Origin of the sequence: Pseudoselenomonas ruminantium (assembly GCF_900113715.1) — a bacterium.
GTDB lineage: Bacteria > Bacillota > Negativicutes > Selenomonadales > Selenomonadaceae > Selenomonas_A > Selenomonas_A caprae.
Genome location: NZ_FOQK01000009.1, coordinates 41,249 through 56,322 on the forward strand (window position 1 = coordinate 41,249; position 15,074 = coordinate 56,322).

Consider the following 15,074-nt stretch of genomic DNA (forward strand, 5'->3'; position numbering starts at 1 on the left):
TATGATTGATTTAAAAAAAGAAATGATTAGAAATTTAGATTCATACTTAAACGTAGAGGAAACACTAAATGTAATTTCATCTTTGGAAGAACAATTTAATCTGGATGAACTGCAAAAAATAAGTGAAGCTGCATGCCAAGAGGGGGCTTGTAAAGAATTGGCGTTTTGGGTGGTGCCGTTTCTGTATAATTTAAGTAAAAAGGTATCGGATGACAATAAAATCCAGCTTTATATTGAGGCGGGAATGGTATACGCATATTCTTATGAAATAGAAGAATTTATCTCTCAAGAATTGAAATTATGTATGGAAAAAGCTAGATATAATTTTCAAGATGATATGATGGAATATGTTTTAAAAAACAGATTTGATATAATAGATGAATACTATTTAATAGGAAGCTTAATTACATTTTACAATCAACGCTTGGGGGCATCGCTGCTATATGGTAATTTGTTTGCGTATGAAAATGATGTAGAATTAGATTTAGAGTGTGTCTATCATCATAAGTTATGTGTTAATATAAAAGATGATGGTGTATGGTGTAACGATAAATTGCAGATTAATAAGGAAAAAATCGAAGGAATAATTCTTTTTATAAAAAAGTGGAAAAAGAAAGATGACGTTAACGATTTATTGGAGTTGGTAAATGCTATTTTACAGAAAGTAAATCTGCCCAAAATGAGAAACGTGGATAAAATGGAATGTAAAGATACCAAAGAGATGTTTGTTATAGTTGGAACTATTTTGAGTTATTTAGGTTATAATGATGAAGCTGGAAAATACTTTTACATGTTAAATGATTTGGAATGCCCTATTTGTAATAATAAGTTTATGATTGCAGAACAATGGGAGCTGTAAATAATTAGAAATGAAATAATCAAGTGATGTTGTATTTGTCAGCAGGACGCGGGGGAGCTTGAAGTGAGCTGCGCAATGCGGTCGCCGAAAAAGAAGGGGAAGTTTAGTACAGCCTGCGGTGCTGGCTGTATGATATCCACAATAACATCAGCGAGGAAAAGACCTAGCTGACGCCGCAAAGAGAGACGAGCGCAAGCGGCCTACGAATACACCGCCGCAGGCTGGCAGGCAAGAATCGCCACCAACGGCGGTGCCAGCCAGGCCTATCACTACGATGCCTAGGGCAATGTCACGGGCATCGTTGATGGCAACGGCAATGAAACGAGCTACGTTCTCGACAGCTGGGGCCGCATCACGGAAATCCGCAAAGCGGATGGCAGCAAAGAAAACTACGCCTACGACTTTGCGGGCAACATCACCGAAGCTGTCGATGGCAACGGCAACAAGCGGACATACGCGTATGACGACAACAATCAGCTGAAGTGCATCACCTACCCCGACGGCAGTCAGGAGCAGTATCACTACACCGCCGATGGTAAACTAATCAAATTCCAAGACCGCAATGGTATAACGAATGAGTACCAGTGGAATGTCTACGGCAGTCTTATCGAGCGAAAAGCTGGCAAGCTGCGCAATAGCTATGAATATGCACCTAATGGGCAATTGACCGCCGCTATCTCCAATGGTATGGACTACCGCTACACCTACGACAAAGACGGCCTGCTGCTTGCAAAGAAAGCCAGTGGCAAAACGCTTTTGGCCTATACTTATGACGAACTGGGCCGCAAGACAAGCCAGACTGACATTACAGGCCGGCAAGTCAGCTACCGATTTGACAAGTCAAATCAACTCGTTGACATATGCAACGAAGTTGACCAGTCAATGGTCAAATTCACCCGCGATGCCGATGGCGCCATCCAAAAGATAACCCACGCCAACGGCATGTGGCAGGATATTGCCTATGACGCGGATAAGAATATAACGAGCCTGACGGTAGCCACGCCCGACAAAATCCTTGCGCAAAACACCTACCGCTATGACGGCAACGGCCAGCGCATCGAGAAAAACGAGCTGGTGGGTAAGACCCTATACACCTATGACAGTTTGAACCGTTTGCAGCAGGCAGAATATCCAACCTATACGGAGCGATTCAGCTACGACCAAGCGGGGAATCGGCTGACTAGAACGGCGAAAGACATCGAGGAGCAGTATGTTTATGATGTCAACAACCGTCTGACAAGACGAACCGTCAACGGACAGGTGGAAAACTATCGCTACGATAACGCCGGTAATTTGCTACAAGATGGCAACACCACCTACGAATACGACGCGTTCCGCAGAACCAGCAAGGTAACGACGAAAGCTGGTATAACGCAAATAAACCGCTACGATGCCGAAGGCCTGCGCTGCGAAATGGAAGAAAACGGCAAGCTCGTACAGTTTATCTTCAACGAAAACAAGGAAGTGATAACGGAACAGGAAGGGGAAAACATCACCCGACTGATTCGCACCAGCGACCTTTGGGCGATGGAAGCCAACCCCGAGAAGACCTGGTACCACTATGCTAGCGACGAACAGGGAAGTACCGTATTCATCACAGATGAGCAAGGCGAGGTAAAGAATCGCTACACCTACGACGCGTTTGGTAATACAATAGAATCGGAAGAACAGATTCCCAATCGATACCAGTACACGGGCCAGCAGCTAGACCCGCTAACTCAGCAATACTACCTGCGCGCAAGATTCTATAATCCAGCAATTGCCAGATTCACACAGGAAGACGAATATCACGGCGACGGGTTGAATCTGTATGCCTACTGCGCGAATGACCCTGTGGATTATTATGATCTGAGTGGGTATTATAAGAATCCTGTTGAAGAATCAAGGAGAGCAGCGTTCAGACATGCTAAACGAGATGCCGGGATTAATGTTTCTAGTCAGCCTGTTAAAGTTGAGCGTGTAAAATATTATGATGAATTTGGAGAAGCTAGAAAAGGTAAGAATGGTCAACTTATTTGGTCACGCCAATATTATTATAAAAACAATCGTGGTAAAACGATTATAATACAAGAACATCAAGATGGTCATGTGTTTGTGGATGGTAAGGGAACTCAAGGGCCTCATTTTAATGTAAGGCCAGAAAATAATCCACATACAGGTACAGTTGAGGGGGCTTTAAAACATTATGGATATAAAAGAAGATGAAATCTTATGGTATAAAATCACTGAAAAACACTTTTTTATCGAAAAACTTTATGGAGGAGAAATACCTGAGTTAAAAGGAATAAAAATACAATCATTAAATGTAAATCTTAGGAAAGATGAAAAATATATTTCATCTGCACAGTTGAGTGTGATTATAAAAGGTGTTCCCAAGAATATACCGCCTAAGTGGGTAGCAAGGGAAGTTAATGGGGTAGAGCTTGTATTAGAAATATTAAAAATATCAGGTATTCATATTGTTTCGTCGGATGAATGCGAAAGTAATATAACTATAGGACAATCTGAAAGTCAGATAACTATAAAACTAGATGGCGAGATGGATGGAGAGATAATATGCCCAGTTGAGTATTCTTATTATGTGGAAAATAGAAGAGAAAAAATTGATAATAATTATTTGGCAATAAAAGAAATAAGAGGTGTTATGATTGATACGTGAATTGGAACAAATAGCAGGGCGTAAAGATGTTAAAACATTGCATGACATTTTTATCAATCCAGTTTTAATTGAAGATTGCCTAATAGATTCGGTGAAATATTCAAATAGAAATGCTATGGTTGGAGGATATATAAAAAAATCAGTTGATATGTCCCGAGATGGTTATTTGAATGATACATATGTATATTATTGGCTTTGCTTGGAGAATATAAGAAAGGTGGAAATAATGGAAACTTATGTAATACAGTCTTTTAAGATTGAAACAAAAGGAAGTTGTGTTTTATTAGAAGCAGGTAATGGCTTGATAATTGTTGCTGATAAAGTAAGACTTGATAGCATTACGCCTACTTGGTGTAAAGATTTAAATTCTAATATAATTTAAAATGATAAAGGGAGTTGCATGTAATATTAACGTGTAGAAATCCGTCGCGTATAAGATATTAAAAGAAATAGGGATGATGTTTTTGGATATTAAAGAAATGGAAACGATATTATATAAAACTCGAGAACTGATGACAGAGAGTGATGTTGCATTATATGAAAAAACAATAGCAGAAATATGTTCATATAATAATCCTAAATATATTGTTAATATGTGCATTGGATTTTATGACGATACTGAAGATGAGGAAATAATGTTTGGGTTGGTTCATGCGATTGAAAGTATAGGAGGAGATAATTTATATTGGACATTTGTGGGAATAGAGCATATGAAGGAAGCTAGAAATTGGAGTAAGATTATTTTATACAGAATACTTAATGATGAGGAGGAAATAAAAAAGGTTCCAAGTGTAATGGATGCTTTACCACAAAAAAATAGAAAGTATATAATTGATTTGCTGGAAGAAATAAAAGATGAAGATTATGATATGTTTAGCCGAAGTGTTGACTTTATATTAGGGCAAATGAAAATGAATAAATAGTTCTTGAAAAATGTTATAAAAGGCCATAAGAAGACTTGTGGCCTTTTTGTGATATTAGGATATTATCCATGATGATGGGCAACAAGTATTTCTATCAGGTCGTGAGACGCGGCGCGCGTACGATGCCCAGGGCAATGTCACAGGCATCGTTGACGGCAACGGCAATGAAACGAGCTACGTCCTCGACAGCTGGGGCCGCATCACGGAAATCCGCAAAGCCGATGGCAGCAAAGAAAACTATGCCTACGACTTTGCGGGCAATATCATCGAAGCCGTGGATGGCAATGGCAATAAGCGCAGCTATGCATACGATGACAACAACCAGCTAAAGACCATAACCTATACGGATGGCAGTCAGGAGCAGTATCTTTTCACTGCCGACGGAAAACTAATCCAATTCCAAGACCGAAATGGTATAACGAATGAGTACCAGTGGAATACCGTTGAATCCAAGTTATCTAGAAGAAACATTTAGGAGTGATAGGAATGACTTTAGATAATTATATGAAACAAATGAATGTTGAGAAACATCGTAATATAATTTGCGAATATAATGTTCCGGAGGATATGAAAAAAATGATAGAGGAATATGAAGGCGCTGTGTTGCCGTTTGGTGAGATATTTGATTATGAAACGATGAAAAAGAAATCACAAGAAGAGCCGTTTAATAATAAGTGGTTGGTTTTTGGTAAGGATGGGTTATTTTCATTTTGGGTATGCAAGATAAATTGTGCAAGTGGTGATATAGCTTATACGACATGGGATCATGGAGCTGAAAAAAACGGTTGGTGAGCCTGCTTTTGATAATATAGTAGATTTTTTAAATGACTGTGCAAAAGAATGGGATGAATTTGATAATTTAGATGTGTTATATAATGTTATATTACAAAATTATAACAATAAGTTATCGTTATTGTTGAATATAAAAAAAGATTTGAATCTTAATTTGACAAGCAAAGAATTATTGATAAAAACGAAAACGCTACCAAATATCATTGGGAAAGTTCCATATAATATTGTAAAAAAGTTAGAGGGGGAACAGTATGAATATTTAAAAGAGTACATACGATTTGAAAGATGTGAATAAAATGGATGATGGCTATTATTTTTATGGTGTAGTGTTTTTGTAAATTCAGATTTTAACGGTAGTAGCAATTATTGGTTACTACCGTTTTTATGTTAGGGTATGATTTGAAACGACGGATTGTCAAGCCAAGTGCAACATCTTTAAAAAGGCAATCTTATCAAGGCAGTTCATCCCGAGGCTTATGACCACAAACCTGATGACGGTAAGGGAACGCTTTATGACTACGAAGCCGATGGCCGCAAAATACGCACACATTATCCTGATTGTGGTGTGGAGCGTCTTATAAAGAGAGGGTCTTTTATGCTTAATTGAGAGCATAAAAAGACCTTCTTTTGTATGAGAGATAGAAAACTAATCAAATTCCAAGACTGCAATGGTATAACGAATGAGTACCAGTGGAATGTTTACGGCAGTATCCGACCTATACGGAACAATTCACCTATGACCAGTCAGGCAACCGTTTGACCAGAACGGCCAAGGATATCGAAGAGCAGTATATCTACGATGTCAATAACCGGCTGACAAGACGAACAGTCAACGGTCAAGAAGAAAGCTGCCTCTATGACAAAGCGGGTAACCTGTTACAAGATGCTAACAATGCCTACGAATACGACGATTTCCGCAGAACCAGCAAAGTGACCACCAAGGCAGGTATGACGCAGATAAACCGCTACGATGCGGAAGGTCTGCGTCACGAAATGGAAGAAAACGGCAAGCTCGTACAGTTTATCTTCAATGAGAACAGGGAAGTAATAACGGAAGAAACAGAAGGCAACATCACAAGATTAATCCGCACCAGCGATCTATGGGCAAGGGGATCCGAACCGGAGAAAACCTGGTACCACTACGCCAGCGACGAACAGGGAAGTATCGTATTCATCACAGATGCAGAAGGCAACGTAAAGAATCGCTACACCTACGACGCGTTTGGTAATACAATAGAATCGGAAGAACAGATTCCGAACCGCTACCAATACACGGGCTAGCAGCTAGAACCAATAACCCACCAATACTATCTGCGCGCAAGGTCCTATAATCCCGCAATCGCCAGATTCACACAGGAAGATGAGTACCAACAAACGGCTATTATAATCCAGAAACTGGAAAAATGATTGATTTTGGGAATAATGAACCGTGGAAGGAGATATTCGAAATAAAATGAACGAAAAGATGAAATATTGTATAGATGAAATACGAAAGTATAGTGCTGGTGTGCATGAATTAAAAAAGGGGATTAGAAAAGAAAAAATAAAACTATTTAAGGAAAAAACTGGTATTTTTTTACCTGATGACTATATGGAATTTTTAACCATATATAATGGTGGAGAGATATTTATTCCTGGAACATCTATAGCAGGCATATATGATGAAGAGCAGGAAGAAAAAGAAAAATTTGGTAATTATTTAGATGATAATTTACAAAAAAAATGGCCGGATATGGGAGATAAATTGTTGATTGTGGCTGATTTGAACTATGGAGATATGATTTGTATTGATGAAGAAAATAATGTGATAGTACAATGGGATCATGAAAAAGGTGAGATCGTTGAGGAATGGGATAGTTTTTCGAGTTGGTTAAAGGAGGAAATGGAGATAGGGAAAGATTTGGTTGATTATAATGGAGACGATAAATGAATTGATTAGGATGTATTGCTTAATGTTTAAATCGTGAATATGAATCCTCGCTCAGCTTTAGCAAGAGATGTATGGGGATGCTAGGCGAATCTATATGGTATACGCTGGAAATAAGGAAAGCACTTCAAGATGTAATAAAGATGGATAAAGAAAGATATGGATATATATTTAATGATAAAAGTAAAAGTTTAGGTGAGATACTTAAAGAATGTAAGAGTTGCGGAAAAATAGGAGTGATATTTTTGGATATTAGAGATATGGAAAATATATTATATAATACGAGAAAACTTTCAACAGAAAATGATGTTAAGTTGTATGAAGAAGCAATAGCGAAAATATGTTCATATAATAAGCCGGAATATATTGTTAATTTATGTAAAGGATTTTATGATGATACGGAAGATTATGAAGTTATGTTCGGACTAGTTCACGCAGTCGAATATTTAGGGAGGGATGATTGCTTGTACTGGATATCGTTAGGGTTGGTTGATGTGGATGATACAAGAGAATGGGGGAAAATATTTATGTATGGATTATTAAATAATAGAAAAACGCTAAATAAAATTCCAGTCGATATAAAAAGGTTGCCGCCTAAAAATAAAGAATATATAGTTGCTCTGCTAGAAGGAATAAAAAAAGAAAAAGGTGATAGATTTGGTGAGCGAATAGATGCGATTTTTAAAAAGATATGTGAATGAAATGTGGGGTGATGTTATTGCTTTGTTACTACAAAGGGAATTGATAGAGAATATAGGGGACGAATTGTCAAGTCGAGTGCAACACTTTGAAAAAATGTATGTAGCTATTTTATGAATGACTAAGTACCGATTCAACTTGTATAATTCTGTAAATGTTATAAAAGGCCATAAGAAGACTTGTGGCCTTTTTGTAATATTGGAATATTAGCCATGATAAAGGCCGGCGAGTATTTCTATTTTATGGGGCCGTGAGACGTGGCGTGCATACAATGCGCTGGGGAATAGCTACGAGGCAGTTTACGACCTGATGGGGAATCTGTGTCGGGAATACAGTCCCAATGAAAATGCCCGCAAGGATTCGCGCTGCTGGCGCTAGGCCTATGACGGCATGGATAACCCCATCCGCACGGAAAGTCCGCTGGGGATTGTTTGTATCAAAGAATATGACGGCGAAAGCCGCCTGACCAAAGAGATCCATCCGGAATCCTGGGACGAGGAAACAAAGACCGGGGCTGGCACTACCTATGATTACGATGCCGATGGCCGCAAAATCCGTACCCACTATCCCGATGGCGGCGTGGAACGGCTTTTCTACGATGCGGCAGGGAACCTCATCAAAAAGGTAACGCCAAATCACTATGACGCGCAAACAGATGATGGTGTCGGTATCACCTATACGTATGATGCAGGCAACAACCGTACCTCCGTGACCGATGCGGATGGCGACATCACGGAGATACAATTGCCCGACGGCAGCAAAATCCAACGCGCCTATGATGCTATGGACAGGCTGATTTCCGAAACGGTAGTGGATAACGCCTCGGGGCAGCAAAATACGACGCGGTTTGCCTATGACAAGGCAGGCAACATCATCCGTATTACAGATGATTGCGGCCGCGACGAAAAATTCGCGTACAACCTGATGAACCAGCGGACCGAAGAAATCAGCAGCGAAGGCCGCACGCAGAAAATTGTCTACGATAAAGAAGGAAACATCACGGAGCGGCAGCTCCCCTATGAAATGTCCTATCGTTACCAGTACGACAGTGTCGGCTGGCTGACGGCGGTCATCGGTACGGATGGCAAGCTGCTCGAAAACGTCGCCTATGACCGCGCGGGCCGCCGCATCAAGGTAGAGACTGCTGGCGGCAGTGGCGCGGCCTACGCCTACACCGCCGCAGGCTGGCAAACGCATATCGAAACCAAGGGAGGCGCAAGCCAATCCTATCACGATGATGCCCTCGGCAGTATCACGGGCATCATCGACGGCAATGGCAACGAGACGACATACCTGCTCGACAGCTGGGGCCGCATCACCGAAATCCGCAAAGCTGACGGCAGCAAAGAAAACTACGCCTATGACTTTGCAGGCAATATCACCGAAGCCGTGGATGGCAATGGCAATAAACGCATCTATGCATACGATGACAACAACCAGCTGAAAGCCATAACCTATCCGGATGGTAGTCAGGAGCAGTATCTTTTCACTGCCGACGGAAAACTAATCCAATTCCAAGACCGAAATGGTATAACGAATGAGTACCAGTGGAATGTCTACGGCAGTCTTGTTGAGCGCAAGGCAGGCGACCTGTGCAACAGCTATGAATATGCGCCGAACGGCCAACTTATAGCGGCCATCGCTGGTGGCATGGACTACCGCTACACCTACGACAAAGACGGCCTGCTGCTCACGAAGAAAGCCAGCGGCAGGACGCTATTGGCCTATACCTATAATGAATTAGGCCGCAAGACCAGTCAGACAGACATCACGGGCCGAAAAATCAACTACCGGTTTGACAAGTCAAATCACTTAGTGGTTATATGCAACGAAGCTGACCAGTCAATTGTCAAATTTGACCGCGATGCTGATGGCGCCATATGATAATATTTTTATCATATGGTTTGCATGAAAAAATGGAGAGCACTAATGAATGAAAAAAATAGAAAAATTATGCTTGATGGGATATCTGAAGTATTGAGAGATATGGAAGAACGATATTCTACTGTTAGGTTGGAAAGCGGAATATTGAATCTCATATATATTCGGTATAAAAAGGCTTATGAAATAATTAAAGAAAAAAGAGAAAATGAAAAAATAATGTATATATATGGAGGTGTACGTGCGTATTTGGACTCGTATAGCGATTGGGATAATCCTCTGTTATCAAAAATGGGTTATGTAGAAGATTTGTACAGTGAATATATTCGGAAAAGATAACTTTAATTGTAGAATAAATACCCAAAAGATCATAAGAAAAATAATTAATTATACCTGCGACGAACTGGGCTGTAAGATCGGTCAGACAGATATCACGGAGCAAAAATCAACTACTGAGTTGACAAGGTGAATCACTTAGATAATATGTAGTGACCTCCAATTGCAAGCATCGTGGATTTACCTGTATGATAATAGAAGAAAGTCAAAATCAACAGGATTTACCGCATACAAATTGAGGTCACATATGAAAAGTAAAGTATGCATCTGCAATTAATGTTCCTAAGTTGGGATATACTATAAAAGCAGATAAAGGTGTACTGGACAGGAGTACGAAAGGAATATCTTCTGCTAGACAATTATTGGCTCGTGATATTAAAGAGGTGCGTAGAGTATACCCTGATATACCGAATGGTGAATTAAGAGTATTAATAAATATGAATAAATTAAAATACCCCGAGATGAGAAAATGAATATAAAGGAAAGTGCTGAGGTGGTAAATTATGACAGGAGAGGAATTTGTAAAGCTTTGCAAGGAAGAACAGAGGATGGTTTTAGAAGAATATTTTGATGATAAATCTAAATCTGAAGTTGGTGATATAATAAAAAAGTTAGTTCAAACAGGTGTAAGTAAGGATGATTTATTTAATTTGGTCGATACAGTGCTGAAAGAGAGTTATTATACTTTGTTGTTAGGCTTAGATGGTGGGTGTTCGTTGGGGAATAAACAAGTTACATATAAATTGTATGATGAAGAAGGGAATTTATTAAACGAATGTGGAGAAATTGAGGAAAGCGCATATAGCTATTTTATGAATACCATTTGAAAGTCGAGCAATGTTCCCAAGTGCATCTACTAAACCGTATACTATTTATAGAATTGCTAAGCCTATTGATGCTATAGGTGGGGAAATTGTACCTTGGTTTAATAAACCGGGAGGGGGCAGCTTGGTTTATCAAGTTCAGTTGGATAGTTAGTTAAGAGTGGACACTTGGAAAGGATTGTTGTTTATTGATGAATATCACAATGATGTTAGAGGTCATCTTTTGGCTAAATAATTTCAAATATAAGAAGATGATGAACAGAACGGAATGATGATATGAATAAGGAAATTTATGAGTGCTTACAGAGAAAAATAGAGGTTATAAAACATAGTGAAAAAGAATGGGATAAATTGCAGGAACAACATAATGTGTTTTTTCCAAAGGATTATATCGCGTTCGTTGATTTTTATGGAGGTGGCGCTATTGATGGTTTTTTGTGGATATATACGCCTTGGGGAGAAAATGAAAATATAAATTTTTTTGAATGTGCGGAAGAAGTTATAGAGGCCTATAAGATATCTCATGATGAATTTCCAGATGATTTTCCTTTTAAAGTATATCCTGAAAATGGAGGATTGCTACCATTTGGAGGGACAGATAATGGGGATGATTTTTATTGGCTAAAAACAGGTGATAATCCTGATTTTTGGAGAATAGTTGTGTATGATGGTAGATCGACAAACTATTATGAGTATGAAATGTCATTGACTGATTTTATAGTGGGAGTGATTACAGGTGATGTTCAATGTGAAGTGTTGCCTGATACATGGCAAGGAGCAAAATCTCTTACATTTATGAACATTGAATAGCCTGAATAAAAATGTAGGGCTACATCTACGATGCCGATAGCAACAGCATAGAGAGTCAGCTCCCCGATGGCAGCAAGATCCAGCGCGAGTATGATATCGTCGACCGCATGACAGCCGAGACGGTAATCGACAGTGCTTCAAGGCAGGCGACCTGCGCAATAGCTACGAATATGCGCCGAACGGCCAACTACAAATTTGACTTGTCAAATTTGTAGTTGATATACGCAATGAAGTTGACCAGTCAATAGTCAAATTTGACCGCGATGCCGATGGCGCTATCCAAAAGATAACCCATGCCAACAGCATGTGGCAGGATATCGCCTATGATGCAGACAAAAACATAACGAGCCTTACCGTAGCAACGCCGGGGAAAAGACGCTTTACACCTATGACAGCCTGAATCGCTTACAGCAGGCCGAATATCCGACGTATACGGAAAGTATAAGGTGATAGCGTTTAATCCACAAATAAAGCCGGTTCTTAATCCATTTAGGTTGAAGTGATAAGAGGTAAATTGTTATGGGAAAAGTAGAAATGATTTCTTATGATTTGGCGAATGGAATTAATTATGATCAAATAGAGTTGGAAAAGCCTTCGTGGGAACAAATACTTGAAATAATATCTAAGTTGGACGGAAAGGAGACTACTGAAGTTAGTCTTTATGCATTGGAAGAATCGATATGTTTGTGTATCGGAGGCGGAAATAATAACTTATATAATGTATATTATTCGGAAGAGTATGGAGAAAAGAATTATACACTAAAAAAGAGGGGAGGAGTACTTTTTGAAAAGCATAAATTAATAACAGGAGGGCAGATGGGCGAATTTGAAGATAATATTTGCGTTGGTAAAGATATGGTGCGCATAGTTGTTGAATATTTTTATATTTATGGATGTATGTACAAAGGGTATGTTTGGAATATAGAATAAAGAATTCAAAGGCCATGAAAAGGGGGATTTAATGATGTGTTAAGAGAAATCTAAGGATATTTCAAGGGTATAGTAATATAATTTTTGTATTTACGTGAAAAAGATTTGATGCTGAGTTGAAGAGAAATTAAAAAATGCACCAAATGGGTGCAGACGCTGCGTGATACCCATGTGCCAAGAGATTTGTACCGCTGTAGCTTAAATTTAAACGGGTAGGACGAAAGCAAAAGGTAAAGGGTATGCACTAATGCTTTAGAGGATGAAAACATATGAATCTAAGTAATAATGGCCAAATTGCTATATTAGGTACAAATGGGTATGAGCATTACTTTGGGGGGGATACATGGAAAATGCCAATCTGTTCAATCTGCGATGAGCCCTATCATCAGATACTTACGTTAGACACCAAGGATGAACAATTAAACTGGCTTGAATGCTCTTTAAAGGAACTCCCTTTTATATCCTGTGTAAATTGCTCTGCCTGCTGGGAGAGACAGTATTATCATATCGATGAGAAAGATAGAACCGTAAAGATGCTAGAGGTTGAGACGACAGGTGCATGGCACCATGATGAGGATGATAAAATCGGATATCCATTGCCTGTACGGAGTTTGAAGCTGGAGCCGTTAAAATGTTTCGATGATGAAGTAGTAATTGAAAGCATGGGACGTGATTATTTCTGCAAATTGGGTGGTAAACCTGTATTCCTGACTGATGCCATAGAGATGCGTTGCAAAGAATGTGGGAGAAAAATGCAGTATGTAGGAGTATTAACAGGTAGTGATTTTGAGAATACTGAATTGCTTAATGGAGTAGATTTCTATTTTGGTGACATGTTTTTGTATTTCTATTATTGTGATGCGTGTAATGTAGTAGGGGTTGATTCGCAGCCATTATGAAGATAAAACACAAATGAAAAGGCTATCTGTCGAAATGATGTTGGGAGCGGCTGTCGTTGTAGAACTATTGGATTTGTTAAGGTGAGAAAGGGAAAGTATGGACGATAAATTTCAGCCGATAGTGCAGGAAGCTGTAGATTTGATTTGGAAGTATAATGATTCTAAAAGTTGTGAGAAGGGGCAGGATATGCTGCGCAGGGCAGCGGACGACGGAGATGCGGAAGCCTGGGCACTATTGTCCCTGACCTATTTAGGAAAGCCTTGGATAGGGGGAAATGGCAACGTAGGGACGGATATGGCAGAAGCCGAACACTGTCTGAAAAAGAGTCTGTCAGAAGGTAGTCCGGTAGGTTTGTTGGCGATTCTCGCAAGACGTGGCCTCTACCCTACGGAGGAATTGGATTTTTGGGATTATTGGGCTGATGAAAAAGAGACAGCTGTTGCAGAAATGGAAGAATATACCGAAGGCGATGGCAATGGAGAAGGCCTGGCAGCATATCTTTTGGGGATGGCTTATTTGCGTGGCGGTATTGATATACTGACAGGTAAACGGCTGGAGAAAAGAGAACGGCGGCAGTTGGCTAAAACTTTCATGGAACGTGCCAGAGCTCAGGGTATAAAGATGAATTACAATCCAGAGGAAATGTCGCCGCTCGACGATTCGGATGCTGACTGGAGATTAAAGCTGTGGCTGCAGAATGGCATGGCTATTACCTTTGACCGCTATGATGCAGAAGAATTCCGAGCCGCACTGGAAATAATGGAAGACACCTATAAAGTCATAGAGCTATACCATGATGAGGATTATCTCTCTGTTCGTCAGACGGAAGAATATTATGAACTCCATGCTATGCTGAACGGCAAAGGTGCTTTGCGCAGGGAACCTTCAAGGGAACAGGTTTTATGCCTTTTGCGGGCTTGGTTTGAGGGAAAGACAGACATTTCTTCAGAGGGCTGGCAGAATGATGACCGGGCAGTGCGATATGTAAAGTGGCAACGGTATCTGGATAAGGCGGAAGTTTGTAAAAATCGTGATGACCTAGAAGAAATGGTGACGGCATTTAGACAGGCTGCCAATATGGACTGCGGAAAGGCTATGGTTCGCTTGACCTGTTACAAAAAAGGTGCAGATCTTGGAGACTATGAGGCTTTGTATGTGATGGCAAGCAGCTGCCGAGGCGAAGATGGAACGTGGCAGGATATACCGAAAGCAATAGCCTGTTTGCGAAAGGTATTATCCGAGGAAAACGATTGGCAAAATGAGGCACGTCTCTTGCTAGCGCAAGTCTTCATGGCTCAGAATCCTGGGAAAAATTCCAGCCGGATAGAAAGTTTGCTGGCGGAAACCAAATACGATAAATACTTTCCCGGTTGGCTGGAACTGGCCCATTATTATAAAGCGCATGGCAGAATCTATCAGTATGGCCAAGAGATGGATGCCCTGATCAAGGCAGGATATGAACCGGCCATAAAAGAAAAGGAAGATATGTATCGTGGCAGTGAGTGGAGTGAATTGTTCTAAGGGGATGTGATAG

At 40.1% G+C, this 15,074-nt stretch carries 20 protein-coding genes; 19 read left to right on the forward strand and 1 reads right to left on the reverse strand.

Translation table 11 applies throughout. The features are described 5' to 3' along the window. The first annotated feature begins 1 nt into the window (after position 1). Positions 2–859: a hypothetical protein gene (locus BM181_RS06165; RefSeq protein WP_143092122.1), complete on the forward strand. Its 858-nt coding sequence runs from the start codon at positions 2–4 to the stop codon at positions 857–859. Positions 860–1,006: 147 nt separating this feature from the next. On the opposite strand, the gene BM181_RS15850 is transcribed toward BM181_RS06165, so the two are convergent. Beyond that, positions 1,007–1,381 (reverse strand): hypothetical protein, encoded by a 375-nt coding sequence (locus tag BM181_RS15850; RefSeq protein WP_256211310.1) that lies wholly within the window; start codon positions 1,379–1,381, stop codon positions 1,007–1,009. Between the two features lie 141 nt (positions 1,382–1,522). Between BM181_RS15850 and BM181_RS06180 the strand changes: the two genes are divergently transcribed. The 18 genes from BM181_RS06180 to BM181_RS06275 all read left to right on the forward strand — a co-directional run bounded on the left by BM181_RS06180 (position 1,523) and on the right by BM181_RS06275 (position 15,061). Continuing rightward, positions 1,523–3,064, forward strand: coding sequence for an RHS repeat-associated core domain-containing protein (locus tag BM181_RS06180; protein ID WP_075443028.1), 1,542 nt, complete (start codon positions 1,523–1,525; stop codon positions 3,062–3,064). Then, positions 3,045–3,518 carry an Imm50 family immunity protein gene (locus BM181_RS06185; RefSeq protein ID WP_075443030.1) on the forward strand — a complete coding sequence of 158 codons (474 nt, stop codon included), beginning with the start codon at positions 3,045–3,047 and terminating at the stop codon, positions 3,516–3,518. Before BM181_RS06180 ends, BM181_RS06185 begins: the two co-directional genes overlap by 20 nt. Beyond that, complete coding sequence (locus tag BM181_RS06190; RefSeq protein WP_075443032.1) at positions 3,508–3,900, forward strand: hypothetical protein; 393 nt, start codon at positions 3,508–3,510, stop codon at positions 3,898–3,900. Before BM181_RS06185 ends, BM181_RS06190 begins: the two co-directional genes overlap by 11 nt. 82 nt (positions 3,901–3,982) lie before the next feature. Then, complete coding sequence (locus BM181_RS06195; RefSeq protein ID WP_177207170.1) at positions 3,983–4,441, forward strand: Imm30 family immunity protein; 459 nt, start codon at positions 3,983–3,985, stop codon at positions 4,439–4,441. A 68-nt stretch (positions 4,442–4,509) separates the two neighbouring features. Further along, a complete protein-coding gene (locus BM181_RS15855; RefSeq protein WP_256211311.1) occupies positions 4,510–4,770 on the forward strand; it encodes a hypothetical protein in 261 nt (86 codons plus the stop codon). Positions 4,771–4,927: 157 nt separating this feature from the next. Then, positions 4,928–5,233: a hypothetical protein gene (locus BM181_RS06210; RefSeq protein ID WP_075443039.1), complete on the forward strand. Its 306-nt coding sequence runs from the start codon at positions 4,928–4,930 to the stop codon at positions 5,231–5,233. After that, a complete protein-coding gene (locus tag BM181_RS06215; RefSeq protein WP_075443041.1) occupies positions 5,208–5,528 on the forward strand; it encodes a hypothetical protein in 321 nt (106 codons plus the stop codon). The genes BM181_RS06210 and BM181_RS06215 overlap by 26 nt, the downstream gene beginning before the upstream one ends. Before the next feature lie 395 nt (positions 5,529–5,923). Next, complete coding sequence (locus BM181_RS06225; RefSeq protein ID WP_143092123.1) at positions 5,924–6,514, forward strand: RHS repeat domain-containing protein; 591 nt, start codon at positions 5,924–5,926, stop codon at positions 6,512–6,514. 172 nt (positions 6,515–6,686) lie between these two features. Further along, complete coding sequence (locus tag BM181_RS06230) at positions 6,687–7,163, forward strand: SMI1/KNR4 family protein (protein WP_075443047.1); 477 nt, start codon at positions 6,687–6,689, stop codon at positions 7,161–7,163. Positions 7,164–7,303: 140 nt separating this feature from the next. Continuing rightward, positions 7,304–7,861 (forward strand): Imm30 family immunity protein, encoded by a 558-nt coding sequence (locus tag BM181_RS06235; RefSeq protein ID WP_177207171.1) that lies wholly within the window; start codon positions 7,304–7,306, stop codon positions 7,859–7,861. A gap of 388 nt (positions 7,862–8,249) precedes the next feature. Then, the gene (locus tag BM181_RS06240) at positions 8,250–9,743 is read left to right on the forward strand and encodes an RHS repeat protein (RefSeq protein WP_075443051.1); all 1,494 of its coding nucleotides are present in this window, start codon (positions 8,250–8,252) and stop codon (positions 9,741–9,743) included. Between the two features lie 45 nt (positions 9,744–9,788). Continuing rightward, on the forward strand, positions 9,789–10,079 hold the full coding sequence (locus tag BM181_RS06245) for a hypothetical protein (protein WP_075443053.1): 291 nt from the start codon (positions 9,789–9,791) through the stop codon (positions 10,077–10,079). A 500-nt stretch (positions 10,080–10,579) separates the two neighbouring features. Next, positions 10,580–10,903 (forward strand): hypothetical protein, encoded by a 324-nt coding sequence (locus tag BM181_RS06250; RefSeq protein WP_075443055.1) that lies wholly within the window; start codon positions 10,580–10,582, stop codon positions 10,901–10,903. Positions 10,904–10,913: 10 nt separating this feature from the next. Further along, positions 10,914–11,054, forward strand: coding sequence for a glycohydrolase toxin TNT-related protein (locus BM181_RS15745; RefSeq protein WP_082336201.1), 141 nt, complete (start codon positions 10,914–10,916; stop codon positions 11,052–11,054). A 122-nt stretch (positions 11,055–11,176) separates the two neighbouring features. Further along, entirely contained in the window at positions 11,177–11,710 is a 534-nt protein-coding gene (locus BM181_RS06260; protein ID WP_075443057.1) for an SMI1/KNR4 family protein, read from the forward strand. Positions 11,711–12,229: 519 nt separating this feature from the next. Beyond that, the gene (locus BM181_RS06265; RefSeq protein ID WP_075443059.1) at positions 12,230–12,640 is read left to right on the forward strand and encodes a hypothetical protein; all 411 of its coding nucleotides are present in this window, start codon (positions 12,230–12,232) and stop codon (positions 12,638–12,640) included. Between the two features lie 269 nt (positions 12,641–12,909). Further along, positions 12,910–13,539, forward strand: coding sequence for a hypothetical protein (locus BM181_RS06270; RefSeq protein ID WP_075443060.1), 630 nt, complete (start codon positions 12,910–12,912; stop codon positions 13,537–13,539). 97 nt (positions 13,540–13,636) lie between these two features. After that, complete coding sequence (locus tag BM181_RS06275) at positions 13,637–15,061, forward strand: hypothetical protein (protein ID WP_075443061.1); 1,425 nt, start codon at positions 13,637–13,639, stop codon at positions 15,059–15,061. Positions 15,062–15,074: the final 13 nt, after the last annotated feature.

Excerpts from the sequence above, each read along its gene's own strand:
- BM181_RS06165 (WP_143092122.1), top strand. The coding sequence starts at position 2 with ATGATTGATTTAAAAAAAGAAATGATTAGAAATTTAGATTCATACTTA.
- BM181_RS06185 (WP_075443030.1), top strand. The coding sequence starts at position 3,045 with ATGGATATAAAAGAAGATGAAATCTTATGGTATAAAATCACTGAAAAA.
- BM181_RS15855 (WP_256211311.1), top strand. The coding sequence starts at position 4,510 with ATGATGATGGGCAACAAGTATTTCTATCAGGTCGTGAGACGCGGCGCG.
- BM181_RS06210 (WP_075443039.1), top strand. The coding sequence starts at position 4,928 with ATGACTTTAGATAATTATATGAAACAAATGAATGTTGAGAAACATCGT.
- BM181_RS06215 (WP_075443041.1), top strand. The coding sequence starts at position 5,208 with ATGGAGCTGAAAAAAACGGTTGGTGAGCCTGCTTTTGATAATATAGTA.
- BM181_RS06230 (WP_075443047.1), top strand. The coding sequence starts at position 6,687 with ATGAACGAAAAGATGAAATATTGTATAGATGAAATACGAAAGTATAGT.
- BM181_RS06235 (WP_177207171.1), top strand. The coding sequence starts at position 7,304 with ATGGATAAAGAAAGATATGGATATATATTTAATGATAAAAGTAAAAGT.
- BM181_RS06240 (WP_075443051.1), top strand. The coding sequence starts at position 8,250 with ATGGATAACCCCATCCGCACGGAAAGTCCGCTGGGGATTGTTTGTATC.
- BM181_RS06245 (WP_075443053.1), top strand. The coding sequence starts at position 9,789 with ATGAATGAAAAAAATAGAAAAATTATGCTTGATGGGATATCTGAAGTA.
- BM181_RS06250 (WP_075443055.1), top strand. The coding sequence starts at position 10,580 with ATGACAGGAGAGGAATTTGTAAAGCTTTGCAAGGAAGAACAGAGGATG.
- BM181_RS15745 (WP_082336201.1), top strand. The coding sequence starts at position 10,914 with ATGTTCCCAAGTGCATCTACTAAACCGTATACTATTTATAGAATTGCT.
- BM181_RS06260 (WP_075443057.1), top strand. The coding sequence starts at position 11,177 with ATGAATAAGGAAATTTATGAGTGCTTACAGAGAAAAATAGAGGTTATA.
- BM181_RS06265 (WP_075443059.1), top strand. The coding sequence starts at position 12,230 with ATGGGAAAAGTAGAAATGATTTCTTATGATTTGGCGAATGGAATTAAT.
- BM181_RS06270 (WP_075443060.1), top strand. The coding sequence starts at position 12,910 with ATGAATCTAAGTAATAATGGCCAAATTGCTATATTAGGTACAAATGGG.
- BM181_RS06275 (WP_075443061.1), top strand. The coding sequence starts at position 13,637 with ATGGACGATAAATTTCAGCCGATAGTGCAGGAAGCTGTAGATTTGATT.